Raw genomic sequence first — 20,149 nt, 5'->3', positions numbered from 1 at the left:
CGGCGGATGCCGAGTTCCGAATGGCTCCCCTACCTCGTGGCCGCGGGCCTGGTGCTCTTCCACGTGCTGGGGGTGCTGCACGTCATCCACGCGCTGATGAACGTGCGCACCTCCCAGGGCACGATCGCGTGGATCGTCTCGCTGGTCGCCGCGCCTTGGGTCGCGATCCCGATCTACTGGTTCGCCGGGCGCAGCCGCTTCTCCGGCTATGTCCGAGCCCGCCGCGGCGAGGATGCCGAGCTCCGGAAGCTGGCCGAAGACATGCACCGCCGGCTGCGCCACTACGAGATCAAGCCGGACGACGCCTTCGGCCGCGCCGCCGAACTCCTCGGCGGCCTGCCCTTCACCCGCGGCAACCAGCTGACCCTGCTGATCGACGGCGAGGAGACCTTCGACGCCATCTTCAAGTCGATCGCCTCGGCCGAGCACTATCTGCTGGTGAACTTCTTCATCGTGAAGAACGACCGCATCGGGAACCGCTTCAAGGATGCCCTCATCGACCGTGCGCGCGCCGGTGTCCGCGTCTACTTCCTCTACGACGAGATCGGCTCGAACAAGCTGTCACGTTCCTATCTGAAGGAACTCGAGGACGCCGGGATCTCGCACCACTACTTCGGCACCAACCGTCACTGGTGGTCGCGGCTGCAGATCAATTTCCGCAACCACCGCAAGATCGTCGTCGTCGACGGCAAGGAAGCCTTCGTCGGCGGACTGAATGTCGGCGACGAGTACCTCGGCCGCGACCAGCGCTTCGGGGAATGGCGGGACACCCACCTGAAAATCCGCGGCCCTTCGGTGCAGGCGATCCAGCTCGTCTTCCTCGAGGACTGGAACTGGGCGGCCAACGAGCTGCCGGACCTCGCCTGGTCCGGCCAGGCGGAAACCGCCGACCAGACCGCCGCGATCATCCCCACCGGCCCGGCCGATCCGGCGGACTCGTGGCAGCTGGTGATCGCCGAGGCCGCCAACACCGCGCGGGAACGGTTGTGGATCGCCTCGCCGTATTTCGTCCCCGACGGCGGCGTGCTCACCGCCCTGCAGGCTGCCGCCATCCGCGGCGTCGACGTGCGGATCCTGATCCCGGAGAAGGCCGACCACCTGTTGGTCTGGCTTTCCGTGTTCACCTATCTTGAGCAGACGATCCCCTATGGCGTCACCCTCCACCGCTATCGCCGGGGCTTTCTCCACCAGAAGGTCTTCCTGGTCGACGACCGCCTCGCCTGCGTCGGCACCGCCAACCTCGACAACCGCTCGTTCCGCCTGAACTTCGAGATCTCCGCCTTGTCCCCCGATCCCGGCTTCGTCGACGAGGTCGCCCACATGCTGGACATCGACTTCCAGCACTCGACGCCGGTCAAGACCAGCGACTTCACCGAGCGTTCCTTCCTGTTCCGCCTGGCCTGCCGCGCCGCCCGCTTGATGGCGCCGGTGCAATGAATGACCGGACCCCGGATCGGGCCGCGGCGGATTTTTTTTCCAAGAAATCCCCGCCGGGCGTGTCATGCTTCAAAGGAAAACGTCCTGACATGAAATCTCTCGCCATCACCACCATGCTCATTTCCGCCGCAAGCGCCGAAACCGCGCTGACCATCTACAACCGCAACCTCGCCGTGGTCCGGGAAACCCTGCCGCTGGAGCTGAAAGCCGGGGAAAACACCCTGACTTTCGACCGCGCGACCGCCCAGGTGCTGGCCGACTCGGTGGTGCTCCGGGACCCCGCCGGCAAGGCCGCGTTCTCGATCCTTGAACAGAGCTACCGCAACGACCCGGTCAACAAATGGCTCTTGCTCAGCCATTTCGAGGGCCAGGAGATCGACTTCCGCCAGGTCTTCCCCGACGGCAAGGTCGAGATCAAGCCGGGCAAGATCATCCGCTCCGGCCATGTTCCCGGTGGCCAGCCGCAGGAGCCGATCATCGAGATCGACGGCAAGCTGCGCTTCCAGCTCCCGGGCGAGCCGCTTTTCCCCGCGCTGGGCGACGGCTCGATCCTCCGCCCGACCCTCGGCTGGACGCTCCAGAGCGCGGGCGACGCCCGCTTCGACGCCCAGCTGTCCTACCTCAGCAACGGCTTCCGCTGGGAAGCCGACTACAACCTCGTCGCCCCGGAAAAGGGGGAAACCGTCACGCTGACCGGCTGGGTCACGGTCGACAACCGCAGCGGCACCGGCTTCGAGGATGCGAAGATCAAACTGGTGGCCGGCGACGTGAACATCATCGAACAGCCGGTGCCGGAGTCCCGCATGGCACGGGGCATGATGAAACTGGCGGAAGCCGACGCAGGCGTGCAGGAGAAGGCCTTTGACGACTTCCACCTCTACACCCTGCCGCGTCCGCTGACGATCCGTGACAAGGAGACCAAGCAGGTCGAGTTCCTGCGCGCACCGGCGGTCAGGGCATCGAAGAAGTATGTCTACGACCCGGCATCAATGCGCTTCTTCGGCGGCAGCGAGCCGCAGACCCAGCCGATGCAGGGCCAGACCTGGCCGAAGGACGTGGCCATCTACTGGGAGTTCAAGAACGACGAGGCCAACGGGCTGGGCGTCCCCCTGCCGGCCGGCCGGGTCCGCTTCTACCGCTCCGACGACGCCGACGGGAACCTCGAGTTCGTGGGCGAGAACAACATCGGCCACACTCCCCGCAACGAGGAGGTCTCGCTCTACACCGGCAATGCCTTCGACCTGGTCGGGGAGCGCAAGGTCGCCGACTTCAAGCGCGACGACCGGGCCGACTGGATGAAGGAGACCATCGAGGTCACCTTGAAGAACCGCTCCAAGGACGCGAAGGAGATCATCGTCCGCGAGCACCTCTGGCGCTGGATGAACTGGAACATCGAGAACGCCTCGATGGAACATGAGAAGAAAGACGCGCAGACCATCGAGTTCACCGTGAAGCTCGCGCCGGACGAGGAGAAGAAGATCACCTACACGGCTCACTATTCGTGGTGAGCCGCCCGCTTCACGGCGCCGGCGATGGCCCGCCCATCCGCTGCAGGATCTCCGCCTGCGGCAGCCCCACGTAGGGTTCGGCGGCTTTCTCCGCGGCCTTCTCGCGCGAGGCGTCGGGGGTATTGTCGCCCTTGGTGTCGCCGTCGGAGAAGTACTTGTCGGCGAAGTCGTCGATCGCCTTCTCCGCCTTGCGGGCGTTGGTGACGTCCGTCTGCTGGCCCAAGGTGGTGGCGAAAGCCGCCGCCTCCTGTTGGATCGCGGAGTCTCCCGGAAAGCTGGCGAGGAACTCGGCCCAGTGACAGGACACCCACGGCTGGCCCTTCTCCTGTTCCTTCGCCCAGGCGAGCATCGCCTTGGCATACTCGACCCGCAACGGGTCCAGTTCCTTCGACTTCGAGTTCTTCAGGATCTTGCCGTAAACGTCGGCCAGCCCTTCCATGATCACGTTCTCACCCGCCCAGTCGTGGTTGCCGGGGAACCAGATGATACGGGCATCCTTGCCGAAGCCCTTGTGCGATTTCGCCGCTTCCCGCCGGTTGAAGTCGTTGGTCCCGATCAGGCTACAGATGACCGTGCCACGGCGCAGCTTCGCCGGGCGGAAGCTTTCCTCCTTGAGATACACCCCGGCCCCCGACCCGCAGGCCAGGACCCCGGCAATGTTTTCTTCCATCTCCGCCATCAGGTAGGCCATCCGGCTGCCGCCCGACATCCCGGACGAGATCGCCATTTCCTCGAGCACCGGCAGCCGGTCGTAGACGTCCTTGACCATCGCCATCATCGCCAGGTCGGAGTCGGCGAACCCGTTCTTCGACTCCACCGAAACCGCAAGGATGATCCCCAGCCGGTCGGCTGCCGGGATGTAACGGTTCAGGGTTCCCGCCGAGCCGCCACCCGGATCCATGATGAGGCAAACCGGCCACTTCCGCGCGGTTTTGAAGACCTTTGGAAGATAGAGGAAATACGACCACTTGGAGTCTCCGGCACACTCGATCTTCGCCGATACGACACCGGGCTCGGCGATGATCAAATCCAGATCCTCCTCCGGTGCCTCCATCGCCGACAGGAACTCCTGGTCCGCAACGGAGAGTTGCGAGGTCTTGACCACCAGCTTCTTGCCATCCTTCTTCTCGAGCGTCACCTGGTTGCCCTCCTTGGACACCAGCTTCGCCTCGATTTCCGTGCCGGCCGCGCTCTTCCAGGTGCGCCACTCGTCGTCCGCACGGGCGGCACCGGCAAGGAACAGGCAGGCCCAGGCCAACACCAGAACCAAACGGGTTTTCATTCCGGTCATGGCGCTAGTCCTAGGCGACGCCAATCCGGGGAGACAAGACCAATCCGAAGCACCATCAGCGCCGGTAGCGGAAACAGTCGGCCGTGTGGTCATCGGTCATCCCGACGGCCTGCATGAAGGCATACATCGTGGTCGAACCGACGAAGTTGAACCCCGCCTTGCGCAGGGCCTTGCTCAGGGCATCCGACTCGGCGGTTTTCGATGGAAAATCGGCCAGGGACTTGAAGTGATTCTTCCGCGGGCTGCCACCGACGAAGTCCCACAGCCAGGAAACGACGTCGCCCTCGCGCTCCTCGAGATCGAGCCATGCCCGCGCGTTCTGCCGCACCGACTGGATCTTCCCGCGATGGCGGATGATCCCCGGGTCGAGGACCAGCTTGTCGAGCGCCGCATCGCTCATCCGCGCGACCTTCCGCGGATCGAAATGATGGAACACCTTCCGGTAATGCTCGCGCTTCTGGAGCACGGTCCACCAGGACAAGCCCGCCTGGGCCCCTTCCAGGCAGATCATCTCGAAAAGATATCCCGGATCCCGCGACGCCACGCCCCATTCCTGGTCGTGGTAGTCGCGGTAGAGGTCGAGATGGGCGGGCAGCCACGGGCAACGCTGGATTTCTTCCATGAGGGTCTCAATTCACGTCTTCGGAGAACCGTTTCAACACCTGCTCGTGACCGTAGACCACCAGCAGGTCGCCTTCCTCGAACACCAGGTCGGGTGACGGGATCTCCTTGATCACCTCGCAGGACGCCTCCTCGCCCTTGCCGGTGCGGCGGATGGTGATGAGGTTGAGGCGATGCTTCGCGCGCAGCTCGACATCGCGCAAGGTCAGGCCGACGAAGGAATCCGGCACCGCGACCTCCGCGACCGCATGGCTGTCGTCGACGCCGAAATGGCGGATCAAGCCCTGGTTATCGAGCTTCCTCGCGAACTGCGACGCGGCCAGGGCCTCGACCTTGATCACGCCGTCGACGCCGGTCATTTCCAGCAGCTGTTCGTGCAGTTCGTTGACCACCCGCACATAGAGCTTGGGCCCGCCGACCTGGTGCATCCGGGTGGTGACCATCACGCTGGCCTCGAACTTCTTGCCGATCGCCACCACCAGGAAGTCCAGCGACGCCAGTCCCAGCTCCTCGATCAACGCGGCATGGGTGGCATCCGCGACGACCGCCAGCGTCGCGTGGTCCTTCACGCGCTCCACCGAGGCCTCGTTGGTGTCGATCGCGATGACCTCGTGGCCCATCGCCGACAGCTCGATGACGAGATTGCGGCCGAATGTGCCGAGTCCAATGATTCCGTATTTCATGACGATTCAGTTGAGGGGAAGCCGGGCTTCCGGATATTTGAAATGCCGCGGTTTGGGTTTCCCCACCAGCGACAGGGCGAAGGTGAGGATGCCGATCCTGCCGATCAGCATCGTCAAAACGATCACCACCTTTGAAAAGGCGCCGAGATCCGCGGTGATGCCGCGGCTGAGGCCGACCGTGGCGAAGGCGCTGACGCACTCGAAGAGCACGTCGTCGAGCGACATCGACGGCTCCGCCGCGCTCACCGCCGCAGTGGAAACGAGGATCCAGAGCAACGAAAGCACCAGGGTGACATGGCAGCGGTCGATCACGTCGCGGGAAATCCGCCGGCCCGCCAGGTTGACGTTTTCCCGTCCTAACAGGATCCGCCGCAGTTCCAGCACCCCGAGCGCGAAGGTCGTCGTCTTGATCCCGCCCGCGGTACCGCCCGGGCTGCCGCCGATGACCATCAGGAAGCACATCAGGATGACCGCCGGCGCGGACAGGTCGGCCATGTTCGAAATGTTGAACCCTGCGGTGCGGGCGCTGACGCTGTTGAAGACCGCTTCCCAGAACCCGTCACCGAACATCAGGAAGCCGGCGGCGCCTCCCGCCAGCAGCAGGCCGGTGGTCGCCAGGACCAGCCGCACGTGCACCGGGATGCGGACCGCCGGGCCGCGTTTGCCCAACCAGCGCCGCACGGTCCGGCGCAGCGGCGCGTAGACCAGTCCCGGAGCCTGGCCGGCAACGACGAAGCCGAGGCCGCCGAAGATGATCAAGGCCATGATCACCATTTGTACCCCGCGAGCCTCGCGCGCGGAGTCGTCCATCAGCCCGTTGGAGAAGGTGGAGAAGCCGGCATTGCAGAACGCGGAAATGGAGTGGAACACGCTATTCCAGACGGCGTCGTGGTTGCCTGCCCAACTGAGGTGCAACAGGAAGGCACCAAGCCCTTCGGCAAGCAAGGTGATCAGGACAATCCGGCGGATGAAACGTCCGACCATGTGGACGTTAGTCTGGGAAAGCATGTCGTTGAGGAACACGCGGTCCCGCAGGGAGATCCCCTGACCGGTGATCAGCGCGATGAAGTAGGCGAGCGTCATCACCCCGAGCCCGCCGATCTGGATCAGCCCCAGGATGATGAGTTGCCCCGAAAAGGTGAAATCCGCGGCGGTGTCCCGCACCGCCAGCCCGGTCACGCACACGGCGCTGGTGCTGGTGAAAAGCGAGTCCATCCAGGAAATGCCCGAGGTCGTCGCACGCGGCGTTTTCAGCAGCAACATCCCGGCAACGATGACCACCACGAAGCTCCCCACCACCAGCAGCCCGGGTGGCAGGCGCTTGAACCACTCCTTGGCGGACAGGCGCACGAGGCGGACGATCGCCGCCATCACCAGCGTCACCTGGCTCAGCGCAAGCAACAGCAAGCCGCCGCCACGCAGCGCCAGCTCCGTGTCACCGCGGTTCCGGAACCACTCCGCCAGCGCGATCTGACCCAGCGCCAGCAGCGGGATGCCGATCAGCGCCAGGCCCCTTTTCCAGTGCTTCCGCTCCTCACGAATCGCGATGATCCGGAAGCCTTCGAGCAGCACGACGCCGATCGCCAGCACCACTGACGCGACCAGCGCTGCATCCCGCGCGCTGCGGCTCATCGGCCAGCCGATTTCCCACACCAACAGTCCCGCCGCGGCGGCACCCGCGACAAAAGCCATGACATCCAGAACCAGGCTGGTTCGCCCCGTAGGGGCATCGGCACGGGGAAGCAGGCTCAACGATCGCGAAGCTAGGAGGGCTCCCCGCCGCCGTCAATCGTCGCGGGCACCCGGACTCCGGCAGCCCGCGAAAGAAGGTTGAGTCCTGGATGAGTCGCGGCATGCTCCGCGCATGGCCGCCGCCGCACCGAAAAACCTCCGCCCCTGGTTCCTGTGGTTGGGACTGTTCTACGCGGCCTGGATATTGATCGTCGTCACCGGCGGCCTTTGGAAGGATGTGACCGAACACTGGGGGATCGCCGTCGCCATGGCCGTCGGTTCCTACGCCGCGGGTGCCACGCCGATGGGTGGCGGCACCGTCGGCTTCCCGGTGCTGGTGCTGCTCTTCGACCAGCCGGCCACCCTCGGCCGGGATTTCAGCTTCGCGGTCCAGAGCATCGGCATGACCAGTGCCTCGATCTTCATCTTCTGCCGCCGCCAGCCGCTGGAGTGGCCGATGCTGCGCTGGGCGATGGTCGGATCGTTGATCGGCACCCCGCTCGGCATCTTCTTCATCGCTCCGCTGATCTCCCCCCTCGTGATCAAGGTCACCTTCGCGGTGATCTGGTGCAGTTTCGGCGTCCTCCACCTCTACCGGCTGCGGGAAATCAGCCGCCACGAGGGCCTCGCGCCCGGCGCCCATCGCTTCGACCGCAACGCCGGCTTCCTGGTCGGCCTGCTTGCCGGCGCGACCGCCGCCGCGGTCACCGGCGTCGGCATCGACATGGTCCTCTACGCGGTTCTGGTCCTGCTCTGCCAGGCCGACCTCAAGATCGCCATCCCGACCTCGGTGGTGATCATGGCCTTCACCTCGCTGGTCGGGATCGCCACCAAGGGCCTGACCCACACTATCCAGCCCGGGGTGTTCGGGAACTGGCTCGCCGCCGCGCCGGTGGTGATCCTCGGCGCCCCGCTCGGCGCCTTCATCGTCGACAAGATCGGCCGCGCCCCGACGCTGATGTTCGTGTCCATCCTGTGCATCGGCCAGTTCGCCTGGACGATGCGCAACGAGTGGCTGCAGCTCGGCGTCAGCGGCCTCGCCTGGTCGCTGGGCGGCGTGCTGCTTTTCAACCTCGGTTTCGAGTGGCTCCACCGCATCGGCGGGCACTTCGACCGCCGGAAAGTCCGGACCCACATCTGCAAGCCGGCGCCCCACCCGGGGAACTGACATCCGGCAATCTCGCCTTGCCCGCGGTCCGCCGGGCTGGTTTCCTCCCGGCCCACCGAATCCCGGAAATTATGGCTAACAAGGATCACACCGACCCCGTCCGCATGGAGAAAATCGTTTCCCTGTGCAAACGCCGCGGCTTCATTTTCCAAGCCGGCGAACTCTACGGCGGTCTCAACGGCTGCTGGGATTACGGTCCGCTCGGTGCCGAGCTGAAGCGCAACCTCAAGGAATACTGGTGGCGCAAGACCGTCCAGGAGCGCGACGACGTGCTCGGCATGGACGGCTCGATCCTGACCATGAAGCAGGTCCTCAAGTCGTCCGGCCACCTCGACGGCTTCAGCGACCCGATGTGCGACTGCCTGCTCTCCAAGGCCCGCCTGCGCGCCGACCAGATCGAGCCGCAGGACGGCACCGCCGTGTGGTACTCCGGCGCCCGCCACGAGGCCTCCGGCTGGAGCACCGCCCACGAGTTCGCCGTGCTGGTCCCCGCCGGCAAGGACGCCGAGTCGGCCAAGAAGACCGCCCGCCAGTTCTACGGCCAGTTCATGCCCGACAAGAAGGTCTCGCCCAAGGAACTCGAGCTCACCGAGTCGAAGCGCGAGGAACTCACCGGCACCACCCGCTTCAACCCGGAGAACGGTTCGCTGCTCACCGAGCCCCGCGAGTTCAACCTGATGTTCCAAACCAAGGTCGGCGCCTCGGCGGACGAGAACGATCCGAATGCCGTCGCCTTCCTGCGCCCGGAGACCGCCCAGTCGATCTTCGTGCAGTACAAGAACGTCCTCGACTCGAACCGCGTGAAGCTGCCCTTCGGCATCGCTCAAATCGGCAAGTCCTTCCGCAACGAGATCAACCCGCGCAACTACACCTTCCGCAGCCGCGAGTTCGAGCAGATGGAGATCGAATACTTCTGCCATCCCGACGACGGCATGCGCCTGACCGACGAGTGGCTGGAGGCCCGCCTCTGCTTCTACGAAGAAGTCGGCGTTCCGCGCGAGAAGCTGCACATCCTCGACGTGCCGGACGGCGAGCGCGCCTTCTACTCGAAAAAGACCTACGACATCGAATACGAGTTCCCCTTCGGCATCCAGGAACTCGAGGGCGTGGCCTACCGCACCGACTACGACCTCGGCGTCCACCAGCAGGGCTCCGGCCGCCCGCTCGAGTACTTCGACGAGGAAAGCAAGGAGCGCTTCCTGCCGCACGTTGTCGAGCCCTCCGCCGGCTGCGACCGCACCGTGCTGGCGATGATTTGCGAGGCCTTCGACGAGGAAACGCTGACCGACGAGAAGGGCAAGGACGACTCCCGCACCGTGCTGCGCTTCGTCCCGCGCATGGCCCCGATCAAGGTCGGCATCTTCCCGCTGCTCAAAAAGAACGAGGAGCAGGTCCGCATCGCCCGTGAGATCCAGATGACCCTGCAGCCGTGGATGAACGTCTTCTACGACGACGGCGGCGCGGTCGGCCGCCGTTACCGCCGCCAGGACGAGGTCGGCACACCCTTCTGCATCACGGTCGACTTCGACACCTTGGGCGAGAACGATCCGGCCAACAAGGGCACCGTCACCGTCCGCCACCGCGACTCGATGGAGCAGGAGCGGCTGCCGGTCGAAGGCCTGCTCGCCTGGCTCCTGGAGCGGGTCCGCTGATCGCGGCCGCCAAGCCGATTCCGGAAGGGCGCGTGGATCCACGCGCCCTTCTTCATTTCCCTCAATGGAAATCCGGGACCGGCTCGTCGATGACGCGCTCGGCTTCCCAGCGGGACACCTTGCCGTCCCTGGTGACGTCGTAGTGCTTCATCATCGCGTCGAGCTCCTTCGAGTTGACGCCCTGGACATCCGTTTCATTGACGCCCTGCTCGATCTCGGCGCGCGTCAGGTAGCCGTCGGCATTGTAGTCGTAGCGGTCGAACTTCTCCAACAGCGCCATCATCTTGCGGCCGTGCGCCGCTTCGGAATGGGGATCCTGGTGGGCACAGGCGACGAACAGGAACGGCAACAGCGGAAGGTATTTCATTCGCATGGGATCATCGTGAAAGCCGGCATGCCGACAAGCGGGAAAGCGGGTTGACCGCGGCGTCCGGCGGGGCCGAAGCTGCGCCATGCGCGTCCGCATCCTCGTCGCCGGCAAGCCCGCTTTGGCCTACGCCAAGAGCGGCGTGGCGGAGTATCTCAAACGCCTCGGCCGCTACGGCAGCTTCGAACTCGAAATGCTCAAGGCCGGGGATTCGGAGAGCGTTTCCGCGGCGCTGTTGGAGCGGTCCGCCGGATCCCACCGCATCGCCATGGACGAGCGCGGGAAAGCGCTGACCACCCGCGACTGGGCCGATCACTTCGCGGCGCTGGAGATGCGCGGCGAGATCAAGTCGCTGTGCTTCCTGATCGGGGCTTCCGACGGCCACACTCCGGAACTCCGGGCCGCCTGTGACGCGGTCTGGTCGCTCTCGACCCTGACCATGCAGCACGAACTCGCGCTGGTCGTGCTGTTGGAGCAACTCTACCGGGTCGCCACCTTGCGCCGCGGCGAACCCTACCACCGCTAGCCGGGGAAGCTCACCGGCGCGGCTGCTGCGGCATCCCGCCAAACGCTCCCGCTCCCTGTCCCGGGACAGGCGGATTCCATGGCATGTCCGTCTTGTCCGACTGCGGACCCTGCGGCTTCTCGGGCGCACAGGACGACAGCAGGCCAACGAGGACGACCGAAATCGCCGTGCAGGCCTTCATCGGCGCGGCTGCTGGGGAAGCGCGCCGAAGGCACCACCACCCTGGCCGGGGACCGGCTTGTTCCAAGGGATCTGGCTGGACGACGACTGCGGCGGCACCGGCTTGCGTTCGTTCTCCTCGTCTCCCGTGGTGCAGGAGCAAACGGACAGGATCGCGGTGAACGACAGGGCGGTGAATATCAAGCGCATGGCCGGACCATAAAAAAACCCCCGCGGCTTGCAAGCACGCGGAGGTTTGGAAAAACGGAATCGTCGGATCAGTTGGTCGCCGGGTTGGCGAGGATCACGCGGTCGCCGGGCTGGATGCGGGCACCCGGGGCGAGCGTCTCGTCGTCAATCTCGGCGATCGTTTGGGAAGGCTCGATCGAGGACGGCTGGATCTCGGCGATCAGGCGACCGTTGCGCTTGACGAGAAGCTTGGTCTGCGGGGTGAAGCCGGTGCTGCTGCCCGCGCCGATCACCACGAAGCCCCAGTCGTCGTTGACCGCGGACACCACCGACTCCATCGCGTTGCGGCGGATCCGGGAGTTGCGCTTGGCTTCGCGGTCGGCAAGGCGGCCGATCTCGGCCTGGTTGCTCTCGACGCTCTTCTGGGCGCCTTCGACCAGGGTCACGAGCTCACCGAGCTTCTTGTCCTTATCCGACTTCTCCTGCTTCATGCGGTTGACTTCATCCGGAAGCTCTTCAAGCGTCACGCCGGCGCCATCAACCAACTTGTTGATTTCCCCCAGGGATTCCTGAAGCTTGGCGAACTGGGCCTTCTGCTCCTCGAGCTTGTTCTCAAGCTCGCCGAGGTCACGGCGGAAGGTCTTCTCCTTGGCCACCAGGTTCTCGATCGAGGCCGTGGCATCCGCCTTGTCCTTCTCGGCCGCCTCGAGGGCAGACTTTTCCTGAGCGAGTTCTTCCTCCTTCGCTTCGGCTTTCTTGGTCATGTCCTTGTTGTCGGACACGGCCTGATTCTTCTCCTCGCGCTGGCCCTGGAACTTACCGAGGTTATCGTAGGAGAAATAAGCGGCTCCGCCGATGGCAAGGAGGGCGAGGACGTAAAAAATGGCTTTCATGCGGGTTTGCTAAAAGTGTGCTGGAAAATCCGGACGGAGCTTAGTTGGCGTCGTTGGAAGGCACCACGCGGTCACCGACCATCAGCACGGTGTCCTGGGCCACGGAATCGGGGACGATCTCGGCGGCGGCGCGGCCGGCCTCGACCGAGCTCACCCGGAGCTTGGCCACCGGGGCACCGTCGCGGACGACGGCAAGGGACGATCCGGAAACCACTCCCGAATTGTTGCCGATCGGCAGGGTGACAAAGCCGTAGGCGGGGTAGATCGAGCTGATGCGGGTCGACGAGAAGAACGACCGCTTGTTGGAGTAGTTGCTGTTGCGCGCCGAATAGCTGGACTTCACTCCATCGGTGCGGGCGATCTCGGCGTTGAGATCGTTCAGGGTCGCCTCGTTGGCGGCGATCTCGGTGGTGAGGCGTTCGATCTCTTCACCGGTGCGCTTCACGATGCCCACCAGCTCCTCGATGTTGCCTACTTCCTTCAGCTTGTCCTCGATCTCGCTGATCTTGGTCTCGTTGGCATCGGACTCGGAGCGCTTGGCGGCGATTTCATCCTCGACCTTCTTGTTCTTGGCCTGCTGGGCGCTCTCCTTCTCGCGGAGCCCGACGGTTTCTTCCTCGGTGGCCTTGCGCTCGACCTCGGTGTCGTTGAATTCCTGCTGGGCGGCACCGAGCCGGGCCGTGGTCTTGGCGAGTCGATCCTGCTCCTTTTCACGGGCAGTGATTTCATCGGCATACTTCTCCTTGTTGTTGACAGCAAGGAAGGCGGCGGCGGCGAGTGCGATGGCACTTAGGATGGCAAATACGTTGGCCATGGGGTTTAAGAAGTGGCGGGTGGGTCTTGTTCTAAGCGGCAACCTAGGGATCCCGGGTCGGCCGCGGCAACCCCAAATTTCGCGATTGTGAAACGTGGCATTACAAAGGATGGACAGGGCATCAACCGCGCGCCGATGAATTCCGTCCTCCGAGTCTTTTCCTACCTCCGCCGCTATCCCGGCCTCGCCACCGCCCAGTTTTTCTGTGCCACGCTGATGGCCGTTGCGGTCGTTTTCTTCCCCAAGATCGCCCAGTTCGTCATCGACGAGATCGTCCCGGATCCCTCCCGCCACCACGAACTGCTCTTCTGGGTGCTACTCGCCTTGGGCAGCTATTTCCTGAAGGACGGTCTCAACTGCGCCCGGATCTTCGTGAACAACCACTTCGAGCAAAACGTCATCTACGACATCCGCTCGGACCTCTATCGGAAGATCCAGCGCCTGCCCCTGAACTGGTTCGACTCGCGCCGCACCGGCGACATCATGACGCGGGTCGTGGAAGACGTGACCTCAATGGAGCGGGTCCTCATCGACGGCATCGAACTCGGCCTGGTCGCCTCCATCCAGTTGGTCGCCGTGGGGCTGGTGATGTACCTGACCGACTGGCAGGTGGCCCTGTGGGCAACGCTGCCGATCCCGGTCCTGCTGGCCGGGGCATGGATCTACTCGAAGGACGCCCGCCATCGCCACAAGGCGGAACGCAACGCCACCTCGGCCTTGAATTCGCTGCTCCACGACAACATCGCCGGCATCCGGCAGATCAAGTCCTATGCCGCCGAAGCCGAGGAGCATGCAAATTTCAATCGCCTCTCCAACAACGTCCGGGCCGCCACCCTGCACCTGATGAAATGGTGGGCGATCTACAATCCCTCCATGTCCTTCGCCAGCATGCTCGGCTATGTCCTGGTGCTCGGCTTCGGTGCGCAGGCCATGATCGCCGGCCGGATGACCGTTGGCGACCTGACCTTCTTCTTCCTCCTCCTCGGACTCTTCTACGAGCCCGTCAGCAAGCTCCGCCAGCTCAACCAGATGATCTTCTCGTCCCGCGCCGCCGGCGACCGGGTTTTCGAGATCCTCGATTCCGAAGACGAGCCGAATGCCGCCAGCGGCGACTCCCTGCCGGCGGGAATCCGGGCCCACGTCCGCTTCGAGGGCGTCTCCTTTTCCTACGGCAGCCAGCCGACGCTCCACCAGGTCGACCTCGACGCGCCGCCCGGGCGGACCATCGCGCTGGTCGGATCCACCGGCGCGGGCAAGTCCACCGTTCTCTCGCTGCTCAACCGCTTCTACGAGGCGGACGAAGGAACGATCACCATCGACGGCATCGACATCGCCACCCTCGCCAAGCCCTCGCTGCGCGAGCAGCTCGGCTACGTCACCCAGGAGCCCTTTCTCTTCAACGGCACCGTCCGCGAGAACATGGAACTGGCCCGCCGCAAGGCGACCGACGAGGAAATCTGGACCGCCCTGGAAGCCGCCCACGCCGCGAAGTTCGTCCGCGACCTCCCCAAACAGCTCGACACCAATGTCGGCGAACGCGGGGTGAAGTTGTCGGGCGGCGAGAAACAGCGCCTGTCGATCGCCCGCGCCCTGCTCAAGAACGCGCCGGTGCTGCTGCTCGACGAGGCCACCGCTTCGGTCGACAGCGAGACCGAGCGCCAAATCCAGGACGCGCTCGACCGCCTGATGGAGAACCGCACCGCTTTCGTCATCGCGCACCGCCTTTCCACCATCCGCAACGCCGACAAGATCTATGTCTTGGAAAAGGGCCGGGTCATCGAGGAAGGCACCCACGAAGAACTATTCGCCCGTGACGGCAAATACGCCGACCTGTGCCGCAAGTCATTCCTATCCCAGGAAGGCGAGCCTGCCGTGAATTGAGCTGACAACTTCCGGCGGATGATCTAACCACGGCGATCCGCTCCATCTCATATCTCGCCTGGTTGCTCGTCCCGCTCGCGGCGTGGTGGGGTTACCGTGCGCCCATCCCGGCGAAGGATCAGGGTGAAGCCACCCTCCCCGTACCGTCTCCGCCATCTCCCGCGCTGGAAACGGCCGCGAACTTGGCTGGCGAGACCCTCGACTCGCTGCTGCGCCAGCTGGGCGAAGCAGCCCTCGGCCCGGAACGGAACGACGGGCAGAAACTGCGGATCCGCCTGATTTGCGCCCGGCTGGCGGAGCTCGACCCGGTCGCCGGCCTCGAGTGGATCGCGAAACAAAACCCCGACTTCAGTTGGGACCTCCGCCACCCGCTGCTGATGGAGTGGGCCTTGCTCGATTCCCGGGCGGCTTGGAATTTCATCCCCGAAGGTCCGGAGGGCGACCGCGATCGACAGGCGGTGACCGCGCTGTTGCTCCACGAGGATCCGGAAATCTTCATGGAATGGTTCCGGCGGGTGCGCCAGCCGATGCCGGACGGCAGCCCCGCCTGGTTGAAGATCGCGGAGCGCTTCCCCGACGAGCTGCTCACGATCGCAGGCGAACTGCTTGAACAAGACAGCAATCCCGCGAGACCGCGCTGCGCCTCCTTCTATCAATTGCTGGCCCGGTTCTGTGCCGGGAAAGATCCTGCCGGCACGCTGGAGTGGTCGATGACCCTCCCGTCCTCCGTCCGGACGCTCGCCCTCGCGGGCGTGATGGAATCGTGGGCCGGAACCGATCCACGTGCTGCATGGCAGCATCTGATCTCGTTGGAGAGAGGCCCCGGCGGATTCGACATGTCCCGTTTCGACAATCTAGGAATCGGCGAGCGGATCCTCGCCGGCATCGCCCGGGAGGATCCCGCGGCAGCAATGAAAGCGTTCATCGACGCCCGGGAAAAGTCGTCCGATCTCAGCCGCAGCGGCATCAATGCCATGCGGTCGGTCATCGGGCCCGCCGTCGCCAGCGGGAAAATGAGCGCGGTCGACGCGTACCGTCTTCTTGATTCCGCCAAGGGCACCGCCTCAATCCTGCCGCTGAACGTGCTCGACCGGATCTGGTTCGGAACGCGTCCGGACCTGTTGGAAACTGCCGCGCGCGACATTTCCGCCCAGCCGGATGCCATGCATCGCGGGACGGCTCTGAGAGGGATTATGGCCGCTTGGATGAAAAGCGATCCCGACGCTGCTATCGGCTTTGCCGCCTCGCTTGAGGATGGCCGCGCCAGGAGCCAGATGCTTGCCGGGGTGATAGGGGAAGTCACCGGCGGCGGAGTCGATCCGGACCGCCAGGTCGATCGCTTCGCGATGATCCCGCCGGAGTATCTCGCCGGGACCTACGTCGCGATTGCCACCCGCTCCGGCCAACCGGTGGCCGGCGGCAGACCTGGGATGTTCGTTGATCGCGAGGCTTCTCCCGACCGGATCGCCAGCCTACTGAGCGCGGCACCGGCGTCTCCCGACCTCAACCGGGCGGTGGGGATCGCCGCGTTGAAATGGGGCGAACTCGATCCCTCCGCTGCGCTCGAATGGGCGGGAACGCTGGCCGATCCCGGAGCCCGCAACGCGGCTTATTCCGCCGCCATCGACGGTTGGAGTTACCACGACCCCATGGCCGCGGCGGCGTGGATCGGCAACGCCGACGCGGGTCCATGCCGCGATGCAGCGACCGCGTCCTTGATCCGCCGGCTCGGCACCAGCGATCCGGCCGCCGCCTGGGAATGGACCGCCACCATCGGCGAACCGGCCCTGCAATCGGAGCAAAGGGTCGAGACGCTCCGGGCTTGGAGCCGGCAATCCCCCGGGGATGCCCAGGAGGCTTTCCAGTCGTACGTCGGCAGCCTCCCACCAGCTCAAGCCGCAGAGTTCACCCGACGCTACACCGCGAAATGAAGCCGCTCCTTCCACTCGCCTGCGCCGTGGCCGCGTTCTTCATCGCCCGCCATTTCCGCCCTGCAGGCACCCTGACGACCCCAACCCCACCCGTGTTCGAGGCGAGCATGTCCCGCGACGTACCCCGGGGACTGGAACGCCGTGCCCGACGGCTCGCGGACCTCGAAGCCGGCAGTCCCGCGGCACTGGAACGCCTCTACCGCTCGGGAAACCATTCGGACTGGGAACTCCTCGCCGTCGTCCGGCGCAGCGCCGAATCGGACCCCGAAGGCACCTGGCAGTGGATTGAGGAGCAGAGTCTCAACACCAATGACCGCCGCCTTTTCCGCCAGACGGTCGCCTTGGCCTGGTTTCCCCAAGACCCCGTTGGCCTGCTGTCGCGGCTGAACCCGACGGATTACAACGACTGGCAAATCGCGGGAAACCTGATCGGGCTTCTCGCCAGCGACGACCCCGCCAGCGCGGCCGCGGCGAGGAATCACCTGGATGAAATCGTGGCCGCAGGCGCATTGCGGCTGGGTTCATCGGGCTTGCCTTTGTCCGGGGAGCAAGGCGGCGAAATCTTGCTCGCCCTCCCGCCGGGGCCGTCCAGGGACCTCCTGGTGCAGCAATATGCGATCGACTGGCTGGCGCGCGATGCTTCGGCCGCCCAAGCCTGGATGGCGAACCTCTCCCCCGCCCAACGGAACAAGGTGATGGCCGAATTCTCCCCGCAAGCCATCCGGCGCCAGGGAGCCGCCGGCGCGCTCGCGGCCTCATGGATCCGGAACGAGGCACCTCCCGCGCTCAAGGCGAAGCTCGGCCCGGATCTTGTGGATTGGATGTTGGATGAATATCCCCAGGCTGGTTCCAAGCCCGCCTTCTCCTGGGCCACCGAAAACCTCAGCGCCGCCCCGCTCGCCACCGCGATGGGAAAACTGGTGGCCCGGCACTTCAGCTCCGAACCTGACCACGCGCGGCAGATGGTCGAGGAACTTCCGTCCGGCAACCTCCGCCATCAGGCGGCCATGGATGTCGCCAATTTCTGGGCAGCCAGCGATCCCGAGAGCGCCGTGAACTGGTGGCTGGGCACGGTCGATCCCGCCGAAGCCGCCAAGTCCGGTTATTCCTCCCCTGCTTATCAACTCGGCTTGGAATGGTTCGGCAGCGATCCCGATTCGATCCGCGCCCGCCTTGCCGATCCGGAACAACCGCCCCTGCCGATGTCGCTGGCGACCCCGGCGCTGCGCGAGTGGATGAAGGCACAACCCGCCGCCACCTTGGAGTGGGTTGACACGCTGCCCGCCGAGCGCCGCGGCAGCTTCACTGAACTCGCCTTGCGCGAGCTTTCGTGGCAGGACCCCGCCGCCGCGGCAGGACTCTTCGACCAGCGATCCGGCACCGCCCCGCCCTCCGCGGCCGGATCGATCGCGGGAAGCTGGTATCGCCGCGACCAGGACGCCGCCATCCAATGGGCCGGCACCCTTCCCCCGGGCCCCGCACGCGACGCCGCCCTGGCGAAACTCAAGTCGGCCGCCGACTTCGACGTCCAGCTCGGCGCGACTTTTCCAGACGACCTCAGGAAGATCCTGGAGTGAAAACCTTCAGCGCTCCGGCACCGCGGTCTTGCGCAGCTCTTCGAGCTGGCGGGTCACATCCTCGATCAACCCGGACTCTTTCATCGCCCCGAAGGCTCCGACCATGGCCGCCACCGCGAGTCCGATACCCGCGAGGATCGACCCCCAGTAGAGAAAGGCGACGAACTTGCCGATGCCATCGAGCCGCTTGACGTCCGCGTAGCCGGCCGGACAGGCCAGGCAGCGGTAACCGAGCCAGAGATTGAGGATCGGGATGGCGAAGCCAAGGAACCACCAGCCGGTCATGCCGAGATTGTGGAACCGCTTGACCAGCGTCACCAGCACCATCAGGCCGGCCAGCGGGAACACCACCATCGGCAAATAAACCGCCAGGTCCTCCGGGGTGTAGCGGGCCAGGACCGGCACCACGAACTGCCACCCCGCCATCAGCACGGCAGGCACCACCCCCGCCCCCATGATGTATCCCATGCGGCCCGTCCCTGCGGAAACGGGCTTGGAAATGATCGCTTTCTCATGGACGCCGGTGTTCGCGAAAGCGTCCGAAGCTTCCAACGGGTTGGCACCTTTCTCCAACGATCGCCGCTCGAAAAGACCCTCCACCTGGCCGGCCGGCTCCCAGTCGTTCAGACTCGAGCTCCAGACCATGTCCGCCCGCGGATCCAGCTTGCCCGTTTTGGCCAGCTCCAGGAGGTAGTCGAACCCCACCGGGCCGATGCGCTCCCCTCCCGTTGAAAAGAACCACTGCTGTTGCTGCTGGGCGATCACGGCGCTTCGTTTATCTAAAATTTCCGTTTTGGTCAAACATCAACCAAGCCCCCGAATGCCCGAATCGGAGCCCCAAACGGTCAAGCCTTGCAAAATCAAAGGGCACCACCGGACCCATTTTCAAAAAACCCGGAGCACCCCGGACCCTCGAAATCCCCCACTTTTGCCTTGCCAAGACGGGGCCGGCCCCTAGTTTCGCCGCCCCATGCCACGTGTCTCAGGAAAAGCAAAGACCCGAAAGGCTGTTGCCAAGCGTTTCAAGGTGACGGGAACCGGTAAGGTTCTCCGCCGGAAGCAGGGCGCCCGCCACTTGCTGCAATGCAAGAATCGCAAGCGCAAGCGGAGCCTCACCAGCGCCGCCCTCGTCTCCGACGCCGACATCAAGAACGTGAAGGAGAACCTCCCGTTCTCCTGAACGAAGCGAAGCAACAAACCGCGCCCCCGTCCGCGCCTCGGACGGCCTCCATCGCAGCCTGACCCGCAAGGGTACCACCGGACAAGCGAGACTGCGGGAGGAAAGAATAACCAACGGCCTGTCCGACCCGAAACCAAACCATGCCACGCGCCACCAATAGCCCGGCTTCCCGGGCCCGCCGCAAGCGTGTCTTGCTGCGTGCGAAGGGCTTCCGCGGATTCCGCTCGAAGCTGTTCCGCTACGCCAAGGACGCCGTCCGTAAGGCCCATCAATACGAATACCGCGACCGCAAGAAGCGGAAAGGCCAGTTCCGCCGCCTGTGGATCCAGCGCATCAGCGCCGGTGTCCGCAACGAAGGCCTGACCTACTCCCGCTTCATCGAAGGACTCGCCGCCGCCGGCATCGAAGCCGACCGCAAGATCCTCGCCGACCTCGCCGTCAAGGACGCCGCCGCCTTCTCGGCGATCGTCGCCCAGGCCAAGGCCGCCCTCGAAAACAAGGCTGCCGCCTGAGTTCGACCGCTTCCTTTCAAGAACGCCGC

At 64.9% G+C, this 20,149-nt stretch carries 19 protein-coding genes; 10 read left to right on the top strand and 9 right to left on the bottom strand.

Annotation, left to right across the window (positions count from 1 at the left end; translation table 11 throughout):
- The first annotated feature begins 6 nt into the window (after positions 1–6).
- Entirely contained in the window at positions 7–1,437 is a 1,431-nt protein-coding gene (gene cls / locus IG178_RS10715) for a cardiolipin synthase (protein ID WP_193212541.1), read from the top strand.
- Between the two features lie 89 nt (positions 1,438–1,526).
- Positions 1,527–2,945: a DUF4139 domain-containing protein gene (locus IG178_RS10710; protein ID WP_193212540.1), complete on the top strand. Its 1,419-nt coding sequence runs from the start codon at positions 1,527–1,529 to the stop codon at positions 2,943–2,945.
- A gap of 10 nt (positions 2,946–2,955) precedes the next feature.
- Here the strand turns inward: IG178_RS10710 and IG178_RS10705 are convergent, their stop codons facing one another.
- From IG178_RS10705 to IG178_RS10690, 4 genes are all read right to left on the bottom strand, one after another.
- Positions 2,956–4,227: an SHD1 domain-containing protein gene (locus tag IG178_RS10705; RefSeq protein ID WP_193212539.1), complete on the bottom strand. Its 1,272-nt coding sequence runs from the start codon at positions 4,225–4,227 to the stop codon at positions 2,956–2,958.
- 64 nt (positions 4,228–4,291) lie between these two features.
- Positions 4,292–4,849: a DNA-3-methyladenine glycosylase I gene (locus IG178_RS10700; RefSeq protein WP_425499864.1), complete on the bottom strand. Its 558-nt coding sequence runs from the start codon at positions 4,847–4,849 to the stop codon at positions 4,292–4,294.
- A 16-nt stretch (positions 4,850–4,865) separates the two neighbouring features.
- Positions 4,866–5,540: a potassium channel family protein gene (locus IG178_RS10695; RefSeq protein ID WP_193212537.1), complete on the bottom strand. Its 675-nt coding sequence runs from the start codon at positions 5,538–5,540 to the stop codon at positions 4,866–4,868.
- Positions 5,541–5,546: 6 nt separating this feature from the next.
- Positions 5,547–7,232 (bottom strand): TrkH family potassium uptake protein, encoded by a 1,686-nt coding sequence (locus tag IG178_RS10690; protein ID WP_193212536.1) that lies wholly within the window; start codon positions 7,230–7,232, stop codon positions 5,547–5,549.
- 172 nt (positions 7,233–7,404) lie between these two features.
- On the opposite strand from IG178_RS10690, the gene IG178_RS10685 reads away from it, so the two are divergent.
- Both IG178_RS10685 and IG178_RS10680 read left to right on the top strand, forming a co-directional pair.
- Positions 7,405–8,439 (top strand): sulfite exporter TauE/SafE family protein, encoded by a 1,035-nt coding sequence (locus IG178_RS10685; protein WP_193212535.1) that lies wholly within the window; start codon positions 7,405–7,407, stop codon positions 8,437–8,439.
- A 71-nt stretch (positions 8,440–8,510) separates the two neighbouring features.
- Positions 8,511–10,091, top strand: coding sequence for a glycine--tRNA ligase (locus IG178_RS10680; RefSeq protein WP_193212534.1), 1,581 nt, complete (start codon positions 8,511–8,513; stop codon positions 10,089–10,091).
- 61 nt (positions 10,092–10,152) lie between these two features.
- Here IG178_RS10680 and IG178_RS10675 read toward each other — a convergent pair whose 3' ends face one another.
- Positions 10,153–10,458 (bottom strand): EF-hand domain-containing protein, encoded by a 306-nt coding sequence (locus tag IG178_RS10675; RefSeq protein WP_193212533.1) that lies wholly within the window; start codon positions 10,456–10,458, stop codon positions 10,153–10,155.
- Between the two features lie 85 nt (positions 10,459–10,543).
- On the opposite strand from IG178_RS10675, the gene IG178_RS10670 reads away from it, so the two are divergent.
- Positions 10,544–10,984, top strand: a complete 441-nt coding sequence (locus IG178_RS10670) for a 23S rRNA (pseudouridine(1915)-N(3))-methyltransferase RlmH (RefSeq protein ID WP_193212532.1) — start codon at positions 10,544–10,546, stop codon at positions 10,982–10,984.
- A gap of 177 nt (positions 10,985–11,161) precedes the next feature.
- Here the strand turns inward: IG178_RS10670 and IG178_RS10665 are convergent, their stop codons facing one another.
- The 3 genes from IG178_RS10665 to IG178_RS10655 form a co-directional block, all read right to left on the bottom strand.
- A complete protein-coding gene (locus tag IG178_RS10665; RefSeq protein ID WP_193212531.1) occupies positions 11,162–11,353 on the bottom strand; it encodes a hypothetical protein in 192 nt (63 codons plus the stop codon).
- Positions 11,354–11,421: 68 nt separating this feature from the next.
- Positions 11,422–12,225: a hypothetical protein gene (locus IG178_RS10660; protein ID WP_193212530.1), complete on the bottom strand. Its 804-nt coding sequence runs from the start codon at positions 12,223–12,225 to the stop codon at positions 11,422–11,424.
- Positions 12,226–12,265: 40 nt separating this feature from the next.
- Positions 12,266–13,039 carry a coiled-coil domain-containing protein gene (locus IG178_RS10655; protein ID WP_193212529.1) on the bottom strand — a complete coding sequence of 258 codons (774 nt, stop codon included), beginning with the start codon at positions 13,037–13,039 and terminating at the stop codon, positions 12,266–12,268.
- Positions 13,040–13,174: 135 nt separating this feature from the next.
- On the opposite strand from IG178_RS10655, the gene IG178_RS10650 reads away from it, so the two are divergent.
- From IG178_RS10650 to IG178_RS10640, 3 genes are all read left to right on the top strand, one after another.
- Positions 13,175–14,920, top strand: a complete 1,746-nt coding sequence (locus tag IG178_RS10650; protein ID WP_193212528.1) for an ABC transporter ATP-binding protein — start codon at positions 13,175–13,177, stop codon at positions 14,918–14,920.
- A 62-nt stretch (positions 14,921–14,982) separates the two neighbouring features.
- Positions 14,983–16,851: a hypothetical protein gene (locus IG178_RS10645; RefSeq protein ID WP_193212527.1), complete on the top strand. Its 1,869-nt coding sequence runs from the start codon at positions 14,983–14,985 to the stop codon at positions 16,849–16,851.
- Complete coding sequence (locus IG178_RS10640) at positions 16,848–18,428, top strand: hypothetical protein (protein WP_193212526.1); 1,581 nt, start codon at positions 16,848–16,850, stop codon at positions 18,426–18,428. Before IG178_RS10645 ends, IG178_RS10640 begins: the two co-directional genes overlap by 4 nt.
- A 6-nt stretch (positions 18,429–18,434) precedes the next feature.
- Here the strand turns inward: IG178_RS10640 and IG178_RS10635 are convergent, their stop codons facing one another.
- Positions 18,435–19,193 (bottom strand): GYF domain-containing protein, encoded by a 759-nt coding sequence (locus tag IG178_RS10635; protein WP_193212525.1) that lies wholly within the window; start codon positions 19,191–19,193, stop codon positions 18,435–18,437.
- Positions 19,194–19,398: 205 nt separating this feature from the next.
- Between IG178_RS10635 and rpmI the strand changes: the two genes are divergently transcribed.
- Both rpmI and rplT read left to right on the top strand, forming a co-directional pair.
- Positions 19,399–19,608, top strand: coding sequence for a 50S ribosomal protein L35 (gene rpmI / locus IG178_RS10630; RefSeq protein ID WP_193212524.1), 210 nt, complete (start codon positions 19,399–19,401; stop codon positions 19,606–19,608).
- A gap of 140 nt (positions 19,609–19,748) precedes the next feature.
- Positions 19,749–20,120, top strand: a complete 372-nt coding sequence (gene rplT, locus IG178_RS10625; protein ID WP_193212523.1) for a 50S ribosomal protein L20 — start codon at positions 19,749–19,751, stop codon at positions 20,118–20,120.
- The last annotated feature ends 29 nt before the right edge of the window (positions 20,121–20,149 follow it).

The organism is Neoluteolibacter marinus (assembly GCF_014904755.1).
Taxonomy (GTDB): domain Bacteria; phylum Verrucomicrobiota; class Verrucomicrobiia; order Verrucomicrobiales; family Akkermansiaceae; genus Haloferula; species Haloferula marina.
Note: the sequence above shows the minus strand (reverse complement) of the source record. Positions and strands in the feature narration are given on the sequence as shown.

What these genes read in the sequence shown, in the direction of transcription:
- cls (WP_193212541.1), top strand. Translation starts at nt 7, where the DNA reads ATGCCGAGTTCCGAATGGCTCCCCTACCTCGTGGCCGCGGGCCTGGTG.
- IG178_RS10710 (WP_193212540.1), top strand. Translation starts at nt 1,527, where the DNA reads ATGAAATCTCTCGCCATCACCACCATGCTCATTTCCGCCGCAAGCGCC.
- IG178_RS10705 (WP_193212539.1), bottom strand. Translation starts at nt 4,227, where the DNA reads ATGAAAACCCGTTTGGTTCTGGTGTTGGCCTGGGCCTGCCTGTTCCTT.
- IG178_RS10695 (WP_193212537.1), bottom strand. Translation starts at nt 5,540, where the DNA reads ATGAAATACGGAATCATTGGACTCGGCACATTCGGCCGCAATCTCGTC.
- IG178_RS10690 (WP_193212536.1), bottom strand. Translation starts at nt 7,232, where the DNA reads ATGGCTTTTGTCGCGGGTGCCGCCGCGGCGGGACTGTTGGTGTGGGAA.
- IG178_RS10685 (WP_193212535.1), top strand. Translation starts at nt 7,405, where the DNA reads ATGGCCGCCGCCGCACCGAAAAACCTCCGCCCCTGGTTCCTGTGGTTG.
- IG178_RS10680 (WP_193212534.1), top strand. Translation starts at nt 8,511, where the DNA reads ATGGCTAACAAGGATCACACCGACCCCGTCCGCATGGAGAAAATCGTT.
- IG178_RS10675 (WP_193212533.1), bottom strand. Translation starts at nt 10,458, where the DNA reads ATGAAATACCTTCCGCTGTTGCCGTTCCTGTTCGTCGCCTGTGCCCAC.
- IG178_RS10670 (WP_193212532.1), top strand. Translation starts at nt 10,544, where the DNA reads ATGCGCGTCCGCATCCTCGTCGCCGGCAAGCCCGCTTTGGCCTACGCC.
- IG178_RS10665 (WP_193212531.1), bottom strand. Translation starts at nt 11,353, where the DNA reads ATGCGCTTGATATTCACCGCCCTGTCGTTCACCGCGATCCTGTCCGTT.
- IG178_RS10660 (WP_193212530.1), bottom strand. Translation starts at nt 12,225, where the DNA reads ATGAAAGCCATTTTTTACGTCCTCGCCCTCCTTGCCATCGGCGGAGCC.
- IG178_RS10655 (WP_193212529.1), bottom strand. Translation starts at nt 13,039, where the DNA reads ATGGCCAACGTATTTGCCATCCTAAGTGCCATCGCACTCGCCGCCGCC.
- IG178_RS10650 (WP_193212528.1), top strand. Translation starts at nt 13,175, where the DNA reads ATGAATTCCGTCCTCCGAGTCTTTTCCTACCTCCGCCGCTATCCCGGC.
- IG178_RS10640 (WP_193212526.1), top strand. Translation starts at nt 16,848, where the DNA reads ATGAAGCCGCTCCTTCCACTCGCCTGCGCCGTGGCCGCGTTCTTCATC.
- rpmI (WP_193212524.1), top strand. Translation starts at nt 19,399, where the DNA reads ATGCCACGTGTCTCAGGAAAAGCAAAGACCCGAAAGGCTGTTGCCAAG.
- rplT (WP_193212523.1), top strand. Translation starts at nt 19,749, where the DNA reads ATGCCACGCGCCACCAATAGCCCGGCTTCCCGGGCCCGCCGCAAGCGT.